Raw genomic sequence first — 23,431 nt, 5'->3', positions numbered from 1 at the left:
AGTTATAATAAAGACAAGTATTTAGCCTTTTCAAACTCAAAATGTTGTTTTTGCTGAACCAAAAAAAACTTCATTTTTTGAGCTGCACCTAAGGTAGGAGGAAGGAGGGCTGTATAAAATATATTTAATGTTTCAGTAGGTCCAATATTGCCTGCTTGTAAATATTGTCCCTGTGTCCTATTGAAACAATAATTACTATACGTTTTGCAGTATTTACACGATAGACAATACGGTAATCATCAGCAACTTTTATTCTTCTATGTCCCTTTAATCTCTTGCGTAGCAACACACCGTTACCAATAGGATCAATCTCAAGATACTTTTTTATTGCGTCTTTAATACTTGGCTTTACATCTTTCGGCAAGAAAGGCAAATTTCTTTTAAGAACATGCTTTAGATATTTAATGGTGTATCGCTTATTTCCAGATGTCTTCACTATCCTCTACTTCTTCTGCATCATCAGCATTTAACTCCCTAATAATTTTGGAAAATGCAATATCTTCCGCTTCAAGTTCGATTGCTTCCTTGACTAGCTTTTCTGTTAATTTTTGAATAGACTGCTTAGTGGCTCTAGCTAGTTCAACAAGATGCTGCGAAGTTTTTGGGTCAAAAGTTATACTAATTCCTGAATCTGCCATAAGTTTTACCGAAGCCTACTACCACAACTATTTTACAACATTTTTCTGAATTTTTCAATAAAGAAAGTTGATGATATGTAAGAAAAATTTTGCCACCTGCGTTAATAAACAATTAAAGATTTAGCATATTTGTCTACGATAGTATTCCTCTATTCTATTACTTAAGTTAGACCACTTTTTTCTATTAATATTTTTTGTTTACAAAGATGAGCAATTACTCATCACGCAGTTGATCTATGGATATAATACTACCGTTTGATAATTTTTCAGTACATTTTTCACTTTTGTATTCTTTATCAGAATCGATACTGATTTTGTCAAATATTAAAACATCTCCTGAAATTTTATCACGAAACTCACTAATAGCAAAAAACGGTATAGTAATTCGCTCTTGTTTTCCTTGAAAACTCAAACTGACACTAAATTTATCCTCAGAAACTTTTAAATCATAGAATTGATGCTGTAATATAATAAGCATTTGAGTGGGGTATGACTTTTTCAAATGATCTGGCATGGTTACACCATTAAAATATGTGAAAAATAATATTTCTAAATGAGGGATAAAACCATTACCTGATATAACATCTAAAGTCTTTTTGATAACTTGAAACTTAGCAGAATTAAGCAATTTTTTGTAATCTGTTTGCTCCATATAACTTTCACATACATAAATTTTTGGGGAACTTCTGTTACCCGGCGTTCCCTGAACCGTGCTTATAGCAATAAAGTTATAGTGCTTAAATTAAGCAGCTATTGCAACATTGTCTTCAGCAGCAAAATTATCGTTTGCATTTAAATTATGAACTCTTAGCGGTGGTGTCTAACCGAGCAAAACTACCATCTTTACTATGCATGTCGATCCTTATTCGCCCCCATATAAATTAAAAATATGGTGGAGGCGCCGAGTACTGCCCTCGGGTCCAATACACCTATTACAGGGTGATTTTATTGCTATAGTACACAAAATGTACATAGCTATTATATAGCAACATTAAATAAATGTCAAGATATTATGACCTTAAGTTGATTTATTGCTAAGACAAAATTAAGATTTCCAGTAAAAAATTCTGTGACCTTACCCAGAAAAAGTGGAGAGAAAGTTAAGAAAATTTTTTACAAAAAGAATAATGAATCACAATGTTCAGGAATGCAATAATTAATAGCAGAATGCCTACGCTGTTTTTTGTAAAAATTTCTATGTATTCAAATATAGCAGTTCTAGCTTGTTGAACAGAGTGCTTAGGTCCAAAGTGTGATGGTATGATACATAAGAAATTGCCATCGAAGGAGGAATTATGGTTACACCTTTACAACTTTGTTATATTACGCAAAAAGACTCAAAACTCTCAAAACCTTATGAATTTATATGTAACCAGTGGACACAAGCATCCTGAATTATTTATACTAAATCCATACCATCACACTTTGGACCTAGTTCCTTATTCATTCTCACAATCCGTGAACGGTTACAAATACTGGAGTTTACCCTTTTTCTTGTTATTTTTTTAATCTATAGTTAGCATTCAAAACCATATTCGAAAAGTATCTCATATATTTCCAGATTTTTTCAATGCTGTTTATTTCATCCTCAACATTGTCTCTACCTTTATGAACTAAGTTACAATTTAGCAGCATTAAAAATTATAACGTATTCCTACCTCCAGAGTTGCATCTGGTATTTGTAATGCTTTTATACCACTTAGTTGCCCGCCTGCAGCAATACCAACTGCACCAACTATCTGTGGAGCAATTTCATAATCAACACCGACCTTCAGTTTATAGGAAATAGAACCCAGTATTTTATCTACTACAGATGCCTCCTCTGCAGCAGCTCCAGTAACCTCACCTGCACTCGAAGTAGTGGTAGCTCCTGGATCTTGAGGTTTTGAATCTTTGCTTTTACCACCTTCACCAAAGCCAAAAGGTATTACTTGTAAGTATCCTCCTAAACCTCCACTGACATATAGTTTAACGGGATCAATATCAAGGTCAGGGTAATAACGATAATTTGCCAATAAGCTAGCCCCTATTTTCCTTGTATCCTTATTAGCAATATCACTCATGTTAGCAAGAACCTCAAGTTCAAACTTAGAGTTTTTGTCATGATGATAACCAAAAACAACGCTAGGTTTCATTACAAAGCCACCACCCCATCCAGCACCAAAGTTTAAACCTGCATAGTACTGATCTTCTGACTTACTTGCACTATTATTAGCTGCACCTGCTAGAGATGAAGTAAGCAACACAGCCAAAACGCATAATCTCTTCATTTTCATATAACTCCTCATACAAAAAAATATATAATGCATAAGTATATATCCTTTATATTAAAAAAGATATAACCGCATGTCAAAAAAAGTATACCTACAAAGTAAAGGATGTGCTACTCGGATGTATCCGTTCAGCAGAATGGCAAAATAGGTAGACAAGCTAACGTATTTGTTAAGTTATGTGTAAACAGGAGGTTATGAGAAACTTGTAATAAAGTTGTATAACATAGCTGTTCATAGAGCTCACCCAAATCGGGCATATGCATTTGCAAAAGCCTGCAATCACTTTGCAAAAACCGATAAATTAGATGCAAAACTGTTGGAAAAATATGCTGAATTCATCGCAAAAAACGATGGGGTAAAAGACTTACTATTACCCACAAATAAAAACATAGTATTGTATTTACTCAAATAATTTAATTTTATTAACCTGAAAGCTTATTGGATTAAAATTATTAAACTAAGAGTTATAATTTTAGCAACTAAAAGCTGTAAATTGCACCATATAAACAGTTATTTCAAGCAAAAGTTATGCCATTAAGAGCTATGCAACAAACATTTATATTTGTGGGTAATAGTAAGATCTAAATCCGATAGAGCATTGTTGGCACACCATCAAAAGTCGCCTCAGACCTCTAATGCATCAATGTACAGACTTACACCTTTTAGTTGGTAATACCATTTTAGACGTTTATCATTCGTTTTAGAAAATACTATAGAATCCAGAAAAAAACATGCCTAGACGAGCTATTTGAATGACATTAGTTGTTAGTTATGCAGCTAACAGCTTCACTATTACAACATTTGTTTACTGTTATGTCTGTAAGATACCCTACTATACCACCTAATGCTGCACCTGCAATTCCTAATAATACAGCAGTTGCAACTACTCCAATAGCAACAATCTCAGGTATAATTCCTATTGCAGCTAGTGTGGCTCCTACAGCACCAAATAATAATGCTAAGCCTATAACTCTTGGGGAAATTCCTGAAGCTTGTTTTTGTGGAGAATGATGATTCTTATTATCTGTTATAGGTGGCTGAACACTTTGCTTTTCCACTGTATGTAAGTTATTGTTAGTTGCTTTTTCTTTGTGTTCATTAAATAATTTTACAAGCTTACTTTTCTTTTTAAAGTCGGCCCAACATGATGCACTGGCGTTTGACTCCCCCTTTTCTTCTTGACCACAAAATTTAGGGTCAGCGTCTGCCTTCAATAGTAATTTTGCAATTTCAATATCATGATCAGTTTCCACACTATCACTGTAAGCAATACATTGTAACATCTTACTTTTTTGCCTATTAGATGCATACGGTAAAAGCATTTCTACTGTACTCTGACTATATTTTGTAATATTGCCGATAATTAACTTTTCTTCTACAGAACCTACACCAATTTCAGCACCGTGTTCAAACAGTACCTTAACAACATCATTTTTGCTTTTTTCTAGAGCATAATACAGCGGTGTAAATTCAGATACACTACATGTATTAGGATCTGCTCCATGCTTTAGAAGCATACTTATGACATCAAGATTACCTAGATCACATGCAATATATAAAGGGGTGCCAATACCTTCCATCAAAATATTAACATCTATTGCGTTAAGTTGTGAGCATAGCTCGACACTGCTATTATGAGCTGATATTGAATTGTTAGCGCTATACTTTGATAAAACTTCTTCAAGTAGCTCTATCCAACCTGATTCAAAATTGCTGCAGGAATTTTTTACAATGTAGTGCAATATTGACTCCCCAGTCCATGAATCAAAAGGTCTGGTTTGTGAATTGATATTTTTGACTTTTTCTAACAAAATTTTTGTCTTGGCTAGATCTTTATCATCAAGAGCCTTAAATAAATCAACCTCTTCTTCACTTAGATGTGAGCCGTAGCGCTCTCTAAGAAATTCTTTTGCCAAGTTTTCAAAATATTCAGCCAAGTTGTCAATCCAATCATCATTAGGCTGTTTGCTAATGAATTCTTCAGTCATCTCGCCTATTGATATTTTATATGCTACTGATATTTCTTTAAACTTTTCTGTTGCTGTCTTTTGCTCTTCTTGGCTTTTATCTGACCATTTGTCGGGATGCCATTTCAATGCAAGCTTGCAATATGCCTTCCTAATCTCTTTTGTGCTTGCACTCTCTGACAATCCTAATACTTTGAATGCCTCTTTACGTATTTTTGGAATCATACTCACTCCCCCAATCAAATTAATTTAGTATAATACTATACCAGTTTAATCCACAAAAATCAAACGAATATTTTCAAAACAGTGCTAAACTTAGGCTGCTATGACAAGAACAGTTGATGTATTACTACCACTTCCAATTGATCAGTTATTTTCGTATGCAATTGAGGAAAATACTGAGATTTTACTTGGAGATTACGTAGTGGTGCCATTTGGCAAAAAACGCTTGATCGGAATAGTTTGGAAATATAGTGACAAGAGTGGTCGAGCATTAAAATTTATTGAGCAAAAAATCGATTTACCAAATATTAGACCAAAATTGATTACATTTGCAGAGTGGGTTGCGCAATACAACTTAATACCTATTGGTATGCTTGCCAAAGTGATAATGGGAGGAGTGTTAAAAGTAAACCAAATAGATAAATTGGTTTGTGCTAAGCAGAAGCAGGAAATAAGTGAAATAAGTTGCCAATTAAACCCTGAACAGCAGATAGCTAGCGATAAAATAATAAGCAGTTTGAATGAGTATTCAGTGACTTTGCTTGACGGTGAGACAGGATCTGGAAAAACGGAAGTTTACTTATCCGCAATTGCAAAATTGGTAGAAACTGTAAACAGTGCACAAATTTTAATCCTCTTGCCTGAAATTGTTTTAACTTCACAATTGGTAAATCGTGTTCGCGGTCAGATATCAAAAAACTTAGCTGAATGGCACTCAGGGCTCACTCCAAAAACTCGCCGGAATAATTGGCTCAATATAGCAAGTGGAAATGCGCAGATAATTATTGGTGCACGGTCAGCGCTTTTTTTGCCTTATAAAAACCTAAAATTGATTATCATTGATGAAGAGCACGACTCATCTTTTAAACAAGAACAGGGAATTATATATAATGCTCGAGATATGGCGATAATCTTAGCCAAATTTGAAAATATTCCGATTATTTTATCATCAGCAACTCCACTGCTTGAAACGATTCATCATGTTAAAAGCGGGAATTATAATCATGTAAAGCTAACCAAGCGATTCGGTGGTGCAGAATTGCCACTCATTAAAGTAGTAGATATGAGGAACAACAAGCAATGGATCTCCTCTGAGCTTTTTGAAAGCATCAAACAAACCATAGAGAAAAAACAGCAGGTTATGCTCTTTTTAAACCGCCGAGGGTATGCACAACTGGCAGTTTGTAAAAAGTGTGGATATAAAATTTCCTGCTTAAATTGTGCTGTTTGGCTTACATATCACAAGAAAAAAAATGCTCTTTTGTGCCATCATTGCTCTTATCAATTAAAACTCCCAGAAAAATGCTCTGATTGCCAGAGTGAACAGTCATTTTCCCTTTATGGCGTAGGAATTGAAAGGTTACTTGAAGAAATGGTGAAATTAATACCAAACGCAAAAACTGCGATGATAAGCAGCGATCAGAAGTCGGTTAGTAACGTAATTGACTTGGTACTGAAAGAAGAGGTGAACATTATAATCGGCACACAAATAATTGCTAAGGGGCACAATTTTCCTAAATTAACTTTGGTTGGAGTAATGAATGCAGATTTGAGTCTCGAAAATTCTGATTTAAGAGCAGCAGAAAAGACGTATCAATTGTTGCACCAAGTTGCAGGCAGGTCAGGAAGGTTCAATGAAAAAGGAATGGTAATAGTGCAAACCAATAATCCTGAAAGTTCAATAATAAAAGCATTGCTACATCAAAAAAGGGACTCATTTTATGAAATTGAACTTAAGTCAAGACGCGAAGCCAAAATGCCACCATTTAGCAGATTAATAGCGCTTATAATTTGTGGTAAGAATCAGATTGCGACACAAAAAGCAGCGAATGAAATAGTAAAATCTCTTCTCTGTCATACAAGTAGCTCAACTACTTGTATTCAGGAAAAAAATGTAAGTGCAGACAAAAAGGAATTTGAAATTCTTGGTCCATCACCAGCAGCAATAAATTTCTTAAATAATAAGTATCGGTATAGGGTGTTGCTAAAAATACACAATAAGCACAGTCTATCTATACAAAAGAAGCTGAAATGTTGGATTAAAAATTGTAACTTGAATTCGAGTATTGCAGTGATAATAGATGTTGATCCTGTGAGTTTTTTTTAACGAGTTCCGTTAAGCCTTCTTGCCAATTACCACAACATTCTCACTGGGAAAAAAATAATCAGGTACAACCATATTTTTTGGTGCAGGTCCCCCAATTACTCGGCCTGATGTGTCATAATATGAACCGTGGCAAGGGCAGAACCAACCGTTACCATCTTTTGTAGCGTGATCAATCGGCACACACCCAAGATGTGTACATATTCCGATCATGATTAACCATTCATCTTTTCCTTCGTATACTCTCTGCTCATCTAATTGAGGATCCCTCAAGCTCTTCACATTCACAGCTCTTGCAGCCTCAATTTCTTGCTTTGTGCGTCTACGAATGAATACTGGTTTACCTTGCCACTTTACTTTTACTCCGTGTCCTTCCTGAATTCCAGACAAATTCACCTCCACTGTGGAAGTTGCTAAAACTTCAGCAGAAGGATTCATAGACTTAACCAGTGGCCAAAGTCCACTTGCAGCTCCTATACCTGCCATAGCGCATGTAGTTAATGTTATAAAATCTCTCCTACTCTTATTTTTAGTAAGATCTTTAACAGGAGGTGTTTTTTTATCCTCTTTATTTGCCAGTGGTTTTTTATTTTTAGTTAAATTTTTGTCCATTGATCTCTACTTAGCCATAAGTATATATTTTAAATTAAATACTGTGTATTAATCAACAAAAACTTGCGCTTTTTGTTTAACCTGTACTACAGTTGAGAAGAGATAGAGTTTTCAACTTCAGAAATACTATCTTCAGTGGAATCAGGATCTTCAATTTTCGCTACTGACACCACCTTTTCTCTACTCTCTGTTTTAAACAGAGTGACTCCTTGAGTGCTACGTCCTGCAATTCTGATATCATTTACTGAAATACGAATTAACTTTCCTTTATCTGTAATAAGCATGATATTATCACCCTGCTCAACTGGAAAACTAGCAACAACATTACCGTTTCTGTTGGTAGTAAGAATATTGGTGATACCAACACCACCCCTGTTAGTTATTCTATACTCATACGCAGAAGTTCTTTTACCAAAGCCATTTTCGGTAATAGTTAATATAAACTCCTCATTCACTGCAAGTTTTAAGAACAATTCGTTATCTATTCCTAAATCATTCAAAGTCTTTTCCAATTTAGAATCAATGGAGTTATTAATTGCAGTCCCCAGTCTTTTTGCAAGTGGAACCTTTAAGTAAAGTTCTTTTGTTTCTGTTGCTACACCTATCCCATTTAATATGGTCATGGATATCACGCTGTCATTCTTTGCAAGTTTGATACCTCTTACGCCATCTGAATTGCGACTTTTAAATTGACGCACATCACTTACAACAAATCTGATACTTTTGCCGAATCTTGTTGAAAGAAAAACATGATCAATTTCATTGCATACTTTAACTGATATTAACTTATCTCCTTCATCGAGCTTGATTGCTATTTTTCCATTGCTTGGAATATAGTGAAAATCCGCTAAAGAGTTGCGCCTTATGTTCCCATGAGCAGTAGCAAAAACTATGTTTTGATTTTCGTCATTTTCACTTGGTAATGGCATTATATTAGTTATAGTTTCACCATCGCTAAGCGGGAATATATTAACAAGTGCTCTTCCACGTGCAGTTGGCTCTGCAAGAGGTAACTTATAAACTTTTAATCTATAAACTCGGCCAATATTAGAAAAGAATAAAAGGCTAGTGTGGGTATTCCCAACAAATAATTTTGTGGTTACATCCTCTTCTTTTAATCCTTGTCCTAGCTTTCCTTTTCCACCACGACGCTGAGTTCTATAATGAGAAAGCTTCACACGCTTGATATAACCATTCATAGTTACGGTTATCACCATATCCTCTTGTGGAATTAGATCTTCAGCTTCAATGTCCGTATCTGATTCCTCTATTGAAGTTTTTCGCGGCACAGCAAATCTGTTCTTTATTTCTTGTAGATTGTTTTTTATTTCTTTCATCAACTTCTCTCCTGAGCCAAGAAAAGCGATATATTCTTTTATCAGGTTGATCATTGAACTTAGCTCAGCTTCTAATTTGTCTTTTTCAAGGCCTGTTAAACGTTGCAATTTCATGTCAAGAATAGCTTTCGTTTGCAGCTCAGTTAATCTATACACTCCGTCTTTCAAAAAGCTTGTGCTGTCTGAGATTAATCCAATAATTGTGTTTATCTCAGCTGAAGTTTTCCATTCTTTATTTAAAAGTTCTCTACTTGCTTCCGCAGGATCTTTTGCACCACGGATGATTTTTATCACTTCATCTATGCTCAAGACCGCAATGTAGAGCCCTATATATATATGAGCTTTTTCCCTCGTTTTTCTTAGACGAAATTCTGTTCTCCTGATTAATACTTCTTTTCTAAAATCAACAAAAGCAGCTATGATTTCTTTTAATGACATCAAAGCAGGCCTGTTGTTGTTGAGGACTAAAGTGTTAACACTAAAACTACTTCTTAGTGGAGTTAGTCCCAATATTTGATTAAGTATAAAACTTGCTTCAGCATTTCTTCTGAGGTCAATTACTACTCTAATACCAGACTTATCAGACTCATCCCTAATTTCTGTTATGCCATCAATTCTTTTTTCTTTTACAAGCTCACCTATCTTCTCAATTAATTTTACTTTATTTACCTGGTAAGGTATTTCATCAATCACTATTGCTTGCCTATCTTGTGGCAGGTCTTCCATGTGAGTCTTGCCTTGCACAACAATTGATCCACGACCCGTTGCAAATGCTGATCTTATTCCAGACCTTCCAAGAATCGTTCCCCCAGTTGGGAAATCCGGCCCTGGCATCACTTCAAGTAACTCATCCAAAGTAACTTCAGGATTATCTATATATAACATACAAGCATCTATTATTTCTCCAAGGTTATGAGAAGGAATATTGGTTGCCATACCAACTGCAACACCGCTTGCACCATTTACCAATAGATTCGGAAATTCTGCAGGCAGTACAACAGGCTCTGTTTCATTTCCATCATAGTTTGGCCTAAAATCAACTGTATCTTCGTCAATATCATTTAGTAAGAAGTGCGACACTTTGTGAAGCCTTGCTTCTGTATATCGCATCGAAGCGGGTGGATCTCCGTCTATCGAACCAAAGTTACCTTGTCCATCAACAAGTGGTAAAAGAAGAGAGAAATCTTGGGCCATTCTAACCAAGGAATCGTAAATAGCTGCATCACCATGTGGGTGATATTTCCCCATTACATCCCCTACTATACGAGCCGCCTTTTTATATGGCTTACCAGCATCGTATCCAGCCCTTGACATTGCATATAATATGCGCCTATGAACAGGTTTAAATCCATCTCGCACGTCAGGTATAGCCCGGCTTATGATAACGCTCATTGCGTAGGAGAGATAAGAATCTTCCAGCTCTTTTACTATTGAGATTGGTACTATATTATCCTGCATTTTCTATATTTTGATTGAAGTAATTAATAATATTAACATTCAGTTAAGCAAATGGGCAATGACAGACTTGAACTGCCGACCTCCTCGGTGTAAACGAGATGCTCTACCAGCTGAGCTAATTGCCCCTTTAGATGTAATTCTATAGCTCAATATTATTATTGTAAACAAAAATAGCGATAAATTAGATTTAGGTAAGCTATAAGCTTTTATGAAATCTTTGGGTGCGTGCTGTGGAGTTTTATAAATTTTAGTCTTGCTGTCACTTTGTATAAAGGTATTTTTTCACTCACATCTTTCGAAGTTGTAGCCATGTTCAACAACTTTAAGTAGAATATTGTAGCATTTTTAAAATCTGAAAGTTTATCTAGAATAACAGCTAAATTATAGGTATAAAAAATATTGTTTTCATCAAGGGAAATAGCAGTTGTCATATACTCTTTACCTTTTACATAATCCTCCTTTTTCATATAAATCAGACCTAAATTTGCTAATAAAGGAGCATAATTTTTATGTATATCATACAATTTCAACATTTCACTCAACGCCAGATCAGGATCATATTGTGAGATTATCGTCAGAAAATTTTTTAATATGTAAGGGTTACTAGGGTATTCTTTTAACAGTCTTGTGTAAATCTCTACAGCTTTTTTGTATTCTTTATTAGCGTAATAAATATTTCCCAATCCAATTAAAGCATTTTTATGATAAGGAAACTTTGTGATGATCTGATTAAGGAGAGAAATAGCTGTTTCATTATCTCCTGACTCAAAGGAATCTTTTGCTTTTTTTAAAGTAGAGTATATGTCAAAACTCTTGCCAGAATTCTGCGCAATTTTGATATTAAATTTGTCACTTTTTCTCTCAATAACATCAAGATCTTTATACTTTTTATCAGCTTTTATATGCTTGACAACACTATCAAAGGCCTTCTGTATCTCCAAATTTTCACTAGCATAGGTAACAGAAGACCTCCATAAAATCACAACGCAAATTAACATGCAGACAAACATAGATCCTAGTGTTGTGGCATTGGCTGCAGCGTGTAACCAGTAAACCTTATTTCTTTGAGCTATGCGTAACACATTACAAATTCATAAATGCTAAATTACCTATCTCATACAATAATAAAGATATTATTAATTAGCGATGCTGCGTAGAATGCACTTATCTTTTGTCTTCCATATTTCGCTCTATTAGACTTCTTGCATAACCCAAACTTAAGTAGAAAAAAGGCAAATAGTTATTATGGCTCTAAGTTTACCGACGATAAGAACCGTCATTCAAGTAGCTCCTCCCTGCCATCCAAGTAGCCTTCTACTTGTATCTTGTCAAAAGCATCTAATGTTTTAAGCTTAAGCATTAGGTGGAGAAGGGAGGAACTCTGTGCTTCTTCTTAGATATAAAATCTGTAGAGGAGATAAGAATTCCCTTCTCAAAAGTATAGGCTGGAAGGTATCGTAGAAAGACCTGAATGGTTCTAATTCTGTATTCACAAGACTAGCCTTACTTTTCATTTTTAATGGTAACGTATGGGGTTATATATGATCAACAACTTTTTGGGCATAGATATATCAAAAGATCGCTTTGATGTTTTTCTCTCATTTATAAGCAAAAAAGGAAAGCGTGAAACTAGAAAAAGAAGCTTTAAGAACGATGGTTTCAAAGTCTACTGAATTTTCTACACAAACATAATGTAGAAAAAGTAAAAACCTGCATGGAATCTACTGGTTGTTATAGCGAAGCACTGGCTGAATTTCTACACAATGCTGGACATTTTGTAAGTGTTGTAAATCCTTATTGCATAAAATCTTATGCAAGGAGTAAGCTGATACGACAAAAGAATGATCAGACCGATGCAGAAGTTATTGCTGATTATTGCCAAAGACAGGAACCTTCTAGTTGGACACCACCTTCTCCTGAAATGAAAAAATTAAAACATCTTTATCGTTGCTCAGTTGCGTTAAAAGATGAGTTAACATTAGTAAATAACCACTTAGAAAAAAAAGAGAGACTGCCTAAAGAAGTTGCAAATGCTTGGGAAGACCTTGCAATGAATATAGCTCAAAAAATAGAAACAATAAAAAACTCCGTACGTGAACTATTAAATCAACACAAAGAATTGTTGGAAAATTTTCAACTTCTATTGACTATTCCAGGCATAGGAGAAGAATCAGCAATAGCTATTTTAGCTGAAGTTTCTGATATAGAGGTTTTTAGAGATGCCAGGCAATTGGCAGCATATACAGGAGTTATACCACGAAATATGACGTCAGGTTCCTCTGTATATGCCAAACCCAGATTAAGTAAATCCGGTTCACAAACATTACGTAAGGCACTTTTCTTTCCTGCCATAGTAGCTAAGAATCACAATCCTATCATTATGAGCTTTTGCCAAAGATTAAAGGAAAAGGGTAAGCATAATATGGCCATCGTTGGTGCTGCAATGCGTAAGCTACTCCATATCATTTTCGGTATTCTGACATCCAAAAGTGCTTTTGATCCTAACCATATCAAAAACTACAGGGCTAGGAGGTTGACTGAAGGTTTAGTACTTTAAAATCAAAAATGCTTCCTATCTATCTTATGTAAAGTGGTATCTTACACAAATTTATTGAATGTTGTTGGTTAGTGGATATGTTGATAAGTAAACTTCATCTGTTTTGTGCGTATAAAACTAATTTACTTATCAACATATCCACTAACTATAATCTGTGTACTGTTACACAATTGGAAGTATTTTTTGATTTTATGATGCAACTTGGGAAATTTTTATAATTTTTTTGTTGACTAACAAGACGGTATCTCCTCTTTCTTTGAGGTCATTTAGCACTCCCAACCAGAAGTTAGCTCCTTCACTTTCAGCCAAATAAAAACCTAATACTTCTTTTTTGCCATTTTGATCTATGCCTAATATGTTATACATGCATTTACTTACGCAATGCCCGTCCTCTTTGACTTTAAAAAACCATGAAAACTATCGGATATACAGACTGCAGCGGGCGACTACGCCATTCGTTGATTACTGGTAGCAATTTGTCAGTAATACTTGATATCTCTGCCACCGATATTTTGTGATCATAAATTTCCTCAACATGTGACACTATATCTCTATAGCCCATACCACTGGCAAATGTGCTCAAAATCTTCGTTTCAAGCTCTGGATGTAAGTTTGTTTGCCTTTTTTTGACTATTTGTGGTTCGAAACTTCCTTCCCTATCTCTTGGCGTCAAAAGCTCAAATGACCCTGCGCTTGTACGTAAAGTCTTTGCATTCCTCCCATTTCTTCGATTATTCTCTTCGCTTTCAGCCGACAAGTGGTTTTCTATTTCACCTTCCAGGCTTACCTCCAGCAACTTTTTTATAAACGGTGTTAATGCTCCATCTCTTCCTGTCAACGGTCTTCCTTCTCGTATAGACGACAGGATATTTGTTTCTAATTCTTTATAATCTACCAAACCGGTAGTTCTGTTTACTACTTTCTGACTCATTGTCAAACCTCCATTTTTTTATATCAATTTATTACTTTTTTTTCGGTTTGACACAGTTTATTTAACACTCCCTTTCTATTAATTCTTTCGTCTTGTCAGACTTATGAAAACTCGCATTGTCAAACCTAGCCAGGTTTTAATATTGGCATAAGCCTATTTTCAACATACGCTTCAAAAAGCTCACTGTTGCAATATCCCTCATGGTGCCTCTTCACTTAGGGCTCCAATTATTTCTTCCTTTGTATCCTGGTTTCTCCGCAAATAGCCCTTTTCCTCTTCGAGACCATCCATATTCATAAAATTCGTTGTCTTCTATACCTGATTCATCTATGAATACTAAATTTTCTTCATTTATTTCTGCTACCTTTTGTATGACTTCCTTTCGTTTTCCTTCATCCCTTTCCTGGTAGAGAAAAGTTTTTTTTATACATATAGTTCACTTTTTTAAGGTAGTTATATACTTTGTCTTTGCACATATTGCTAAATTTTTCAATTATCTTTTCAACTCTGATTTTCATCTAGAAATTCGACAAAGCTATCTAAGTCTTTAATTTTATGACTATGCCCCTTTTGATAGCCTGAAGATGGTTTTATGCTTCCTGTTTCTTCTCTTCTTTTCCTCCACCAATATATTGTTTTTCTATCAATTTTGAACATCTTCCTCCATAGTCATTTTTTTCTCGTCTACTACTTTCAAAACACGTTCCCTCAGATCCTCACTTTGGCATCATTCTACCTTATCCAAAGCCATTTTATACCTTTTTATCCCTTCTGAGGTAACCTTTTTTCAGTTAGCTATAGGTATAAAATAATGGAGTATGTCTCTCCATTATTCAACAGCAATCACAGTATGTTTTTACAAATTTGAAAATTAGTGTTAAATAAAAATATAAATGCAAAAGGAAAAGAAATGATTGAACTTAAAGGCCAAGAAATTTGTGCAGGCGGAAATAAGAAAAATTTGATTATTTTTTTACATGGTTGGGGCTCAAGTGGCGATAATTTCATTCACCTTGCTAAAGTTATGAGCAAGTTTTTACCCGAGTCATATTTTGTAGCACCCAATGCTCCGTTTGAAAGAGAAATAAGTGATGGTTATCAGTGGTTCAGCTTGGAAGATCGTAGTGAGGAAGCGCTATATAATGGAGTAAAAAATGCTACATCAATTGTAAATCATTTCATTGATACAAAATTAAAGGAGCTTAATTTAAAAGATACGCAACTTTCTTTGGTTGGATTTTCTCAAGGAGCAATGCTTGCAATACATACAGCTCTCACCCGCTCTCAATCCTGTGCATCAGTTGTTGCATACTCTGGTAGGTTTCTTTCACCTTCAAAAACTGCACCAGAGATCAAGTCAAAACCTAACATATGTGTTATCCATGGTGATGCTGACGACGTGGTACCTTTTTCGTCCCTCGACTTAGCGGTTAAAGCTTTGAAAGAAAATGGAATAAATGTTGAAGGGCACCCAATTCATGCATTAGGGCATATTATTAATGAAGAGGGGATAAAATTAGGAGTAGAATTTATCAAGAAGAATTTTAAAAATTAATTTTCATGCACTTGTTTTGCTTTGGTTATGGATATGTGGCTAAATTTTTATCGAAAAAACTGCTGAACTTAGGTTGGAAAGTCAGTGGCACATCAAGAAGTAAAAATATACAAAATGTAATCCTCTTTAATTATGAGAAAGTTAGTCAAGATCTGCTTAAAAGCGCAACGCACGTTTTAATTTCTATTCCTCCAGATGGTGATGATGTTATGGAGAGATATGGTGATTGCCTGCAAAATGTTAAATGGTTTGGTTATTTGTCTGCAACTAGCGTTTATGGTGATTACTCTGGTAATTGGGTGAATGAGGAATCTGAAACAAAACCTATAGAAATCAGAGGAGAAAAGCGCCTTAGATCTGAAAAGAAGTGGCTGAATAGCAAACTGCCTGTACATATTTTTCGTTTAGCTGGAATATACGGTCCTGGTAGGAACGTGTTAATTGACTTGCAGCTTGGCAAAGCAAAAAATGTGAAAAAAGAAGGGCATTTTTTTTCTCGTATTCACGTTGAAGATATATCGAACATTCTATTTTCTTCCATGCAAAACATAAAACCTGGTGAAGTATACAATTGTGCAGATGATTTACCCACTACACAATCTGAAGTGATAATGTATGCAGCCAAACTCCTCAATGTTAGTCCTCCAGAGCCAATTGAGGTTTCTTCCTTACCAGATTATGCACAGAGTTTTTATTTAGGGTCAAAAAAAGTAAGTAATGTTAAAATTAAAAAAGATCTTAATGTCTCTCTAATTTATCCTAACTATAAGGTGGGATTAGAGAGTTTGCATGTAAAAAAAACTGAAATCACATTAGAATGAAGTAGATAGTCCTATTGTTTAGTTGTATCCGTTCAGCAAAGTGGCAAAATAGGTAGGCGAGATAAACCAAAAAATCAAGAAAAAAGTAAGTTTACAACAAATGGTGTCATTCCAGTGCTTGACACTGGAATCCAGCCTTTCCATAATCATCAAAACATTGTATTTTAACGTAAAACAGCTATTTTTATGCTCACCAACTTAATAAAATTCCTGGATCCCAGTGTCTGGGCACTGGGATGACAAAGGAGAGCAGTGTCAAGCACTGATCACTTTTGCTTCAATATTTGCACATTAGCCATGCCTTGAATCAATACGTTTAGTTCTGTAATTGTGTCCGCTCAGACTAATGTTCTCTAGGTAAGATTGTGGAGTATTCGTTGCAGCATTTGGCTGTTCAATTACGCTAGTTGGTATAATACTTCTATTTCTTTCAAAATTTCCATCTCGTATAGCTTCCAGAACGCTTTTTCCTCCTAAAAGACAGTTTTCTCCTAAACTTTTCCCCTTATCTTCTAACTCGTTAAGCCTTGCTTCGCTCTCCTTATCAATCTTTACTTCTATTTCATTACTATTTTCCTTAGGATTTAGATGAATACTGATTTTTCCTGCTTCACTATCAAAAGATAATGTTACACCTTGCTTACAAACATCCAGATAATTTCTTTTTCCGTTGTAGCTTTCAACTCTTACTATACTTTTCCCAATTTGCAGTATACCAACTCTTAAGTTTAAACCTTTATTCTTTTCATTGCTTAGGATTTTTGCAACTTCAACAGTACTATCTTGTGGATATTTTATACAAAAGCACTCATTATCTATCTCTACTTTTAATTCTAATTTGTCCTTTTGAGCTTGCTCATTTTTGTTTACAATACTTTCATATGCTGCATTTTTTAGATCGTTTTCAATTTCCTTACATTGTGCAAAGAGATCATTTACATAATCAGAAGTTACATGTCCTAGCTCACCACCATCGAAAAGACCTCTTTCTACTTTCCCACCTTTTAACAATAAATCCCTAATGGTGTTTCTTATGATGTCTAAATTACCATCTTCCAGTGCTTCATTCGTGTTGTCATCATCTTGATCTTCATTGTTACAGGAAACATCCTGACCTCTAAATGCATGCGCTTTACTGCTAGGGCATAGGCCTTCATTATTGATAACATCTATTATTTCTTCAAATATCAAATTTGTTACAGTTCTATAACGATCACCATAACATGAATTTAGTCTTATCCCTTTCCCTAAATATTTATTTGTTATGTCTCGAACAAGCCTTAAAGCACTTCCTTTGTTATTTTCTTCTTCCACCTTTTTCATCTCCTTACAAAATTCATCAATCAGCTTCTCTTCATTTTCAGTTAATGGTATTTCTAGATCCATTAAAAGTGAGCCACCTTCCGGAAAATAAGAATAATCTGAACTACAGCTCGAATTTGAGTCCCAATCACTTGGTTCAGTACAAGGCGTCTGATTACCATCAGCAGAACTATCATATGAATCATAATCACTAAAGTTCTGTAGTCGATTATCACTTTCGTGTTCATCTGTTTTGTTTGACAAATCACTGCGAGAGAACTCCATCGGATCTTTTATATTACTTCCAAACTTTGTTGATTATCACTTTCGCCTAACCTAATATCAGTTAGTGTTGGATCATATAATTCTTGGGTATTTTTTGCTTCTGTTTTCCTCGTCTTACGTAATGGATAAGGCTGATAAAATTGAGTTCGTTTCCTTTTTACCTTATTCATGTTGCATAACCGTTATTCAATAATTCTTTAACAAATACCATAATACATAGGCAAGTCAGTAAAAAAATTTGACTTACATTACTCTACCACAATTTTGAGATAGAGTAATGAATTATTTTCGTTTGGCATTTAAACGTTTTGTATCTGCTGTAATGATTTCACTTCCAATTTGCTATTCTTTACATATTGAATTGCAAGCACTAACGCTTTACTCCCAGAAGCTGTGGTGCTATAAGCTATATTTTGCAAAATAGCAGTTCTCCTGATATCTTTGCTATCTGAGACTGATTTCACACCTTTTGAAGTATTGATTACTAGATTTATTTTTCCATCTTTGAGCATATCAACTATGTGGGGTCTGCCTTCTCTCACTTTATTTACAGCTTTTGCAGCAATGCCGTTATTATTCAGATATAAAGCTGTGCCTTTGGTTGCATATATTTCAAAACTCAGTTCTTTCAACATTCGTGCAACAGGCAATATATACTCTTTATCATCATCTTTTACTGAAACCAGAGCTGTTCCTTCTATTGGTAACTTGTATCCTGCAGCCATGTGCGTTTTTGCAAGTGCAGCTTCAAACGATGAGTCAATTCCCATTACTTCTCCTGTTGATTTCATTTCAGGACCAAGTAGAGTGTCAATTCCCGAAAAGCGCGTGAATGGAAAAACAGCAGCTTTAACTGCAAAATGATTGAAAGGCTTGTTTTCCTGATTCAATTTTTTACCCAAAATAACCTGAGTGGCAAGCTTTGCAATAGGAATATTGATTACCTTGGAAATAAAAGGAACGGTTCGACTAGCTCGTAAATTTACTTCAAGTATGTATACATAACTCTCTTGAACAGCAAACTGAATGTTTATCAGACCTTTCACTTCTAGTGCAAGAGCTATTCTTTCAGTTTGGAGCTCGATCTCTTTTATTACTTCGTCACTCAATGTATTTGTCGGTATTGAGCATGTTGAATCGCCAGAGTGGATACCAGCTTCTTCAATATGCTCCATGACCGCTGCAATGAAAACTTTTTTCCCATCACACACAGCATCAACGTCAACCTCAACTGCATTGACTAAAAATTTATCAAGAAGCAGCGATCCGTGTTCAAAAATTTTGGTTTGATTCAAGACATACTCTTTAAAGCTCTGAGTATCGTGTCTAATCGACATAGACTGACCGCCGAGGACATATGATGGCCTGACTACTAGTGGAAACCCCACCTTTTCTGCGTTGGTTAACGCTTCTTTTACTGAATGGCAGATAGAACTTTCAGGTTGTTTTAAATTAAGTTGCAAAGCAAGGTTTTTAAACCTCATGCGATCTTCTGCAAGGTCAATAGAATCAAACGAAGTTCCCAGAATTTTGAAACCTCTCTCGTTAAGCACTTTGGCTAACTTTAAAGGTGTTTGACCACCTATTTGAACTATTACACCAACCAGTGTGCCATTTTCTTGCTCTTTACTTAGTATTTCAAGCACATCCTCTGCAATCAGTGGGGCGAAATATAAACGATCAGCGGTATCATAATCAGTTGAAACGGTTTCTGGATTACAGTTGATCATTATTGTTTCATACCCCATTTCTTTGGCGGCAGAAGCTGCATGTACGCATGCATAATCAAACTCAATACCTTGACCAATGCGATTTGGACCACTTCCTAAAATGACAACCTTTTCTCGGTCAGAAACATCTGCTTCGCACTCCATTCCCTCTGTCATCCGAGTAGCTGACACTGGGATCCATTCTTCCTTATCTCTGGATTCCAGCGTCACGCGCTGGAATGACATCATTGTGTTACCCTCATAACAGCCATACATATAAGCAGTGCTCGATTCAAATTCAGCTGCACAGGTGTCTACACGCTTATAAACTTGTTTAATGCCAAATTTTTTTCTTATTTCTTCAATTTGCTCTACTTTCTTATTGCTTAATTTTGCCAATCTTGCATCTGAAAACCCCATTTTTTTCAGCTCTAACATTTCATATGCAGTCTCAGGAAGGCCGTTTTCCTTGATTTTTTGTTCAGCTAATATAATTTGCTGTATATTCTGCAAAAACCATAAGTCATATCCTGTAATCGAATTTATTTCTTCTATGCTTATTCCATGACGCATTGCGTCAGCAGCAATCAGTAATCTGTTTGGCAGCAATTTTGCTAATTGAGATCTGATGTGATCAATATCAGTATTTTCAGGAAATACTTCATTAAGTCCCGTAAGCCCAGTTTCAAGCGAGCGAAAAGCTTTCTGCAGCGACTCATTAAAAGTGCGGCCGATCGACATCACTTCCCCCACTGATTTCATGGAAGTTGATAGTTCACAATTCGTCCCCTTAAACTTCTCAAATTCAAAACGAGGAATTTTAGTGACGATGTAATCAATCACTGGTTCAAATGCAGCAGGTATAACTGGAGCGCAATCATTACGTATCTCATCGAGTGAATAGCCGATAGCAAGTTTAGTTACAACTTTTGCAATAGGATAACCTGTTGCTTTTGAAGCAAGTGCAGAAGAGCGAGAAACCCTTGGATTCATTTCAATCACAACGAGGCTTCCATCTTCTTTAGGATTCACTGCAAACTGAACATTTGCACCACCGGCACTAACATCAATTTCTCTTAGCACTGCTATAGATGCATTTCTCATCTGTTGGTATTCTACGTCACGCAGAGTCAAAGCAGGAGCAACCGTGATACTATCTCCGGTGTGCACTCCCATTGGATCAATATTTTCTATCGAACAGACTATTATGCAGTTATCTTTACAATCACGGATAACTTCCATTTCATATTCTTTCCAGCCGATAATTGATTCATCTATCTGAACTTCATTTATTGGCGAAATTTTGAGAGCACTTTCTGCAATATTGAAAAACTCCTCTTTATTGTATGCTATGCCGCTACCTGCACCACCAAGGGTGAATGACGAGCGGATGATTGCTGGTAATCCAATGTAATCCAAAGCCTTTCTTATTTGTTCTTGATTTTTTATAATGATACTTTTGGGGTATTTTAGCCCTATTTTATCCATGGATTGACGGAATAACTCTCTATCCTCTGCTTTTTTTATTGCTTCTCTATTTACCCCTATTAATTCTACATTGTATTTGTCTAACACTCCATCATCTGCAAGTTTTATTGCGCAATTGAGTGCTGTTTGCCCGCCCATTGTTGGCAATATTGCATTTGGCATCTCCTTAATTATAATTTTCTCTATGATTTCAGGCAGTACCGGCTCAATATAAGTTGCATCAGAAAACTCAGGATCTGTCATTATAGTTGCGGGGTTGGAGTTAACCAAAATGACTTTATAACCTTCACTTTTTAATACTTTACAGCTTTGCGTTCCGGAATAATCAAACTCGCATGCCTGACCTATAACTATTGGGCCTGCTCCTATTACTAATATAGATTCTATATCTGTGCGTTTTGGCATAATTACAATAACGATTTCTGTTCAAATAATGTTACCAATCTTTCCTGTATATGTGAATTTTTATTAAACCTATTAGCTAACTGTTTTTAGGCTTGACGCATAACTGTACGAACATTGTGATTTGAGTCCACTAGGAGGGCGTCATCCAAGTAGCCTTCTACTTGTATCTTGTCAAAAGCATCTAATGTTTTAAGCTTAAGCATTAGGTGGAGAAGGGAGGAACTCTGTGCTTCTTCTTAGATATAAAATCTGTAGAGGAGATAAGAATTCCCTTCTCAAAAGTATAGGCTGGAAGGTATCGTAGAAAGACCTGAATGGTTCTAATTCTGTATTCACAAGACTAGCCTTACTTTTCATTTTTAATGGTAACGTATGGGGTTATATATGATCAACAACTTTTTGGGCATAGATATATCAAAAGATCGCTTTGATGTTTTTCTCTCATTTATAAGCAAAAAAGGAAAGCGTGAAACTAGAAAAAGAAGCTTTAAGAACGATGGTTTCAAAGTCTACTGAATTTTCTACACAAACATAATGTAGAAAAAGTAAAAACCTGCATGGAATCTACTGGTTGTTATAGCGAAGCACTGGCTGAATTTCTACACAATGCTGGACATTTTGTAAGTGTTGTAAATCCTTATTGCATAAAATCTTATGCAAGGAGTAAGCTGATACGACAAAAGAATGATCAGACCGATGCAGAAGTTATTGCTGATTATTGCCAAAGACAGGAACCTTCTAGTTGGACACCACCTTCTCCTGAAATGAAAAAATTAAAACATCTTTATCGTTGCTCAGTTGCGTTAAAAGATGAGTTAACATTAGTAAATAACCACTTAGAAAAAAAAGAGAGACTGCCTAAAGAAGTTGCAAATGCTTGGGAAGACCTTGCAATGAATATAGCTCAAAAAATAGAAACAATAAAAAACTCCGTACGTGAACTATTAAATCAACACAAAGAATTGTTGGAAAATTTTCAACTTCTATTGACTATTCCAGGCATAGGAGATACCGTCTTGTTAGTCAACAAAAAAATTATAAAAATTTCCCAAGTTGCATCATAAAATCAAAAAATACTTCCAATTGTGTAACAGTACACAGATTATAGTTAGTGGATATGTTGATAAGTAAATTAGTTTTATACGCACAAAACAGATGAAGTTTACTTATCAACATATCCACTAACCAACAACATTCAATAAATTTGTGTAAGATACCACTTTACATAAGATAGATAGGAAGCATTTTTGATTTTAAAGTACTAAACCTTCAGTCAACCTCCTAGCCCTGTAGTTTTTGATATGGTTAGGATCAAAAGCACTTTTGGATGTCAGAATACCGAAAATGATATGGAGTAGCTTACGCATTGCAGCACCAACGATGGCCATATTATGCTTACCCTTTTCCTTTAATCTTTGGCAAAAGCTCATAATGATAGGATTGTGATTCTTAGCTACTATGGCAGGAAAGAAAAGTGCCTTACGTAATGTTTGTGAACCGGATTTACTTAATCTGGGTTTGGCATATACAGAGGAACCTGACGTCATATTTCGTGGTATAACTCCTGTATATGCTGCCAATTGCCTGGCATCTCTAAAAACCTCTATATCAGAAACTTCAGCTAAAATAGCTATTGCTGATTCTTCTCCTATGCCTGGAATAGTCAATAGAAGTTGAAAATTTTCCAACAATTCTTTGTGTTGATTTAATAGTTCACGTACGGAGTTTTTTATTGTTTCTATTTTTTGAGCTATATTCATTGCAAGG

The 23,431-nt window shown here is 35.3% G+C and carries 17 protein-coding genes, 1 tRNA gene, 1 other RNA gene and 4 pseudogenes; 7 read left to right on the top strand and 16 right to left on the bottom strand.

The features are described 5' to 3' along the window. Window positions 1–124 precede the first annotated feature (124 nt). From ACFZP3_RS00115 to ssrA, 4 genes are all read right to left on the bottom strand, one after another. Entirely contained in the window at window positions 125–436 is a 312-nt protein-coding gene (locus tag ACFZP3_RS00115; RefSeq protein WP_264687877.1) for a type II toxin-antitoxin system RelE family toxin, read from the bottom strand. After that, window positions 417–638, bottom strand: coding sequence for a hypothetical protein (locus ACFZP3_RS00110; RefSeq protein ID WP_386086483.1), 222 nt, complete (start codon window positions 636–638; stop codon window positions 417–419). The genes ACFZP3_RS00115 and ACFZP3_RS00110 overlap by 20 nt, the downstream gene beginning before the upstream one ends. Before the next feature lie 214 nt (window positions 639–852). Beyond that, on the bottom strand, window positions 853–1,290 hold the full coding sequence (locus ACFZP3_RS00105) for a ClpXP protease specificity-enhancing factor SspB (protein WP_265016675.1): 438 nt from the start codon (window positions 1,288–1,290) through the stop codon (window positions 853–855). Between the two features lie 22 nt (window positions 1,291–1,312). Then, window positions 1,313–1,648, bottom strand: a transfer-messenger RNA (tmRNA) gene (gene ssrA, locus ACFZP3_RS00100). 311 nt (window positions 1,649–1,959) lie between these two features. On the opposite strand from ssrA, the pseudogene ACFZP3_RS00095 reads away from it, so the two are divergent. Next, window positions 1,960–2,147, top strand: a pseudogene (locus ACFZP3_RS00095) (hypothetical protein); the annotation flags it as partial. A gap of 125 nt (window positions 2,148–2,272) precedes the next feature. Here the strand turns inward: ACFZP3_RS00095 and ACFZP3_RS00090 are convergent. After that, complete coding sequence (locus ACFZP3_RS00090; protein ID WP_264687874.1) at window positions 2,273–2,914, bottom strand: hypothetical protein; 642 nt, start codon at window positions 2,912–2,914, stop codon at window positions 2,273–2,275. Between the two features lie 211 nt (window positions 2,915–3,125). Between ACFZP3_RS00090 and ACFZP3_RS00085 the strand changes: the two genes are divergently transcribed. Next, the gene (locus tag ACFZP3_RS00085) at window positions 3,126–3,323 is read left to right on the top strand and encodes a hypothetical protein (protein ID WP_253309883.1); all 198 of its coding nucleotides are present in this window, start codon (window positions 3,126–3,128) and stop codon (window positions 3,321–3,323) included. A gap of 346 nt (window positions 3,324–3,669) precedes the next feature. Here ACFZP3_RS00085 and ACFZP3_RS00080 read toward each other — a convergent pair whose 3' ends face one another. Continuing rightward, window positions 3,670–5,103, bottom strand: coding sequence for an ankyrin repeat domain-containing protein (locus tag ACFZP3_RS00080; protein WP_386086481.1), 1,434 nt, complete (start codon window positions 5,101–5,103; stop codon window positions 3,670–3,672). A gap of 100 nt (window positions 5,104–5,203) precedes the next feature. On the opposite strand from ACFZP3_RS00080, the gene priA reads away from it, so the two are divergent. Then, window positions 5,204–7,207, top strand: a complete 2,004-nt coding sequence (gene priA, locus ACFZP3_RS00075) for a primosomal protein N' (RefSeq protein WP_253309901.1) — start codon at window positions 5,204–5,206, stop codon at window positions 7,205–7,207. Window positions 7,208–7,216: 9 nt separating this feature from the next. Here priA and petA read toward each other — a convergent pair whose 3' ends face one another. The 4 genes from petA to ACFZP3_RS00055 all read right to left on the bottom strand — a co-directional run bounded on the left by petA (window position 7,217) and on the right by ACFZP3_RS00055 (window position 11,693). Then, the gene (petA, locus tag ACFZP3_RS00070) at window positions 7,217–7,816 is read right to left on the bottom strand and encodes a ubiquinol-cytochrome c reductase iron-sulfur subunit (protein ID WP_253309900.1); all 600 of its coding nucleotides are present in this window, start codon (window positions 7,814–7,816) and stop codon (window positions 7,217–7,219) included. Window positions 7,817–7,902: 86 nt separating this feature from the next. Further along, window positions 7,903–10,611 carry a DNA gyrase subunit A gene (gyrA, locus tag ACFZP3_RS00065; protein ID WP_253309899.1) on the bottom strand — a complete coding sequence of 903 codons (2,709 nt, stop codon included), beginning with the start codon at window positions 10,609–10,611 and terminating at the stop codon, window positions 7,903–7,905. A 52-nt stretch (window positions 10,612–10,663) separates the two neighbouring features. Continuing rightward, window positions 10,664–10,736, bottom strand: a tRNA-Val gene (locus tag ACFZP3_RS00060). An 81-nt stretch (window positions 10,737–10,817) separates the two neighbouring features. Then, window positions 10,818–11,693: a tetratricopeptide repeat protein gene (locus tag ACFZP3_RS00055; RefSeq protein ID WP_253309898.1), complete on the bottom strand. Its 876-nt coding sequence runs from the start codon at window positions 11,691–11,693 to the stop codon at window positions 10,818–10,820. Between the two features lie 459 nt (window positions 11,694–12,152). Here ACFZP3_RS00055 and ACFZP3_RS00050 point away from each other — a divergent pair. Next, window positions 12,153–13,168: pseudogene (locus tag ACFZP3_RS00050) on the top strand (IS110 family transposase). Window positions 13,169–13,396: 228 nt separating this feature from the next. Here the strand turns inward: ACFZP3_RS00050 and ACFZP3_RS00045 are convergent. After that, a pseudogene (locus tag ACFZP3_RS00045) lies at window positions 13,397–14,099 on the bottom strand (transposase); the annotation flags it as partial. Window positions 14,100–14,600: 501 nt separating this feature from the next. After that, window positions 14,601–14,756 carry a hypothetical protein gene (locus ACFZP3_RS00040; protein WP_253309621.1) on the bottom strand — a complete coding sequence of 52 codons (156 nt, stop codon included), beginning with the start codon at window positions 14,754–14,756 and terminating at the stop codon, window positions 14,601–14,603. 253 nt (window positions 14,757–15,009) lie between these two features. On the opposite strand from ACFZP3_RS00040, the gene ACFZP3_RS00035 reads away from it, so the two are divergent. Continuing rightward, entirely contained in the window at window positions 15,010–15,654 is a 645-nt protein-coding gene (locus ACFZP3_RS00035; RefSeq protein ID WP_386087090.1) for an alpha/beta hydrolase, read from the top strand. A gap of 5 nt (window positions 15,655–15,659) precedes the next feature. Continuing rightward, window positions 15,660–16,475 carry an SDR family oxidoreductase gene (locus ACFZP3_RS00030; protein ID WP_253309623.1) on the top strand — a complete coding sequence of 272 codons (816 nt, stop codon included), beginning with the start codon at window positions 15,660–15,662 and terminating at the stop codon, window positions 16,473–16,475. 291 nt (window positions 16,476–16,766) lie between these two features. Here ACFZP3_RS00030 and ACFZP3_RS00025 read toward each other — a convergent pair whose 3' ends face one another. The 3 genes from ACFZP3_RS00025 to carB all read right to left on the bottom strand — a co-directional run bounded on the left by ACFZP3_RS00025 (window position 16,767) and on the right by carB (window position 21,664). Next, window positions 16,767–18,041, bottom strand: coding sequence for a hypothetical protein (locus tag ACFZP3_RS00025; RefSeq protein WP_386086479.1), 1,275 nt, complete (start codon window positions 18,039–18,041; stop codon window positions 16,767–16,769). A 29-nt stretch (window positions 18,042–18,070) separates the two neighbouring features. Further along, window positions 18,071–18,232 carry a hypothetical protein gene (locus ACFZP3_RS00020; RefSeq protein WP_264688451.1) on the bottom strand — a complete coding sequence of 54 codons (162 nt, stop codon included), beginning with the start codon at window positions 18,230–18,232 and terminating at the stop codon, window positions 18,071–18,073. A 129-nt stretch (window positions 18,233–18,361) separates the two neighbouring features. After that, the gene (carB, locus tag ACFZP3_RS00015; protein ID WP_253309625.1) at window positions 18,362–21,664 is read right to left on the bottom strand and encodes a carbamoyl-phosphate synthase large subunit; all 3,303 of its coding nucleotides are present in this window, start codon (window positions 21,662–21,664) and stop codon (window positions 18,362–18,364) included. A 384-nt stretch (window positions 21,665–22,048) separates the two neighbouring features. On the opposite strand from carB, the pseudogene ACFZP3_RS00010 reads away from it, so the two are divergent. Further along, window positions 22,049–22,674, top strand: a pseudogene (locus tag ACFZP3_RS00010) (IS110 family transposase); the annotation flags it as partial. A 243-nt stretch (window positions 22,675–22,917) separates the two neighbouring features. Here the strand turns inward: ACFZP3_RS00010 and ACFZP3_RS00005 are convergent. After that, window positions 22,918–23,431 (bottom strand): transposase (locus tag ACFZP3_RS00005; protein ID WP_386086476.1); only part of this gene is annotated, 514 nt, incomplete at its 5' end.

It is taken from the genome of Wolbachia endosymbiont (group A) of Norellia spinipes (assembly GCF_964273535.1).
Note: the sequence above shows the minus strand (reverse complement) of the source record. Positions and strands in the feature narration are given on the sequence as shown.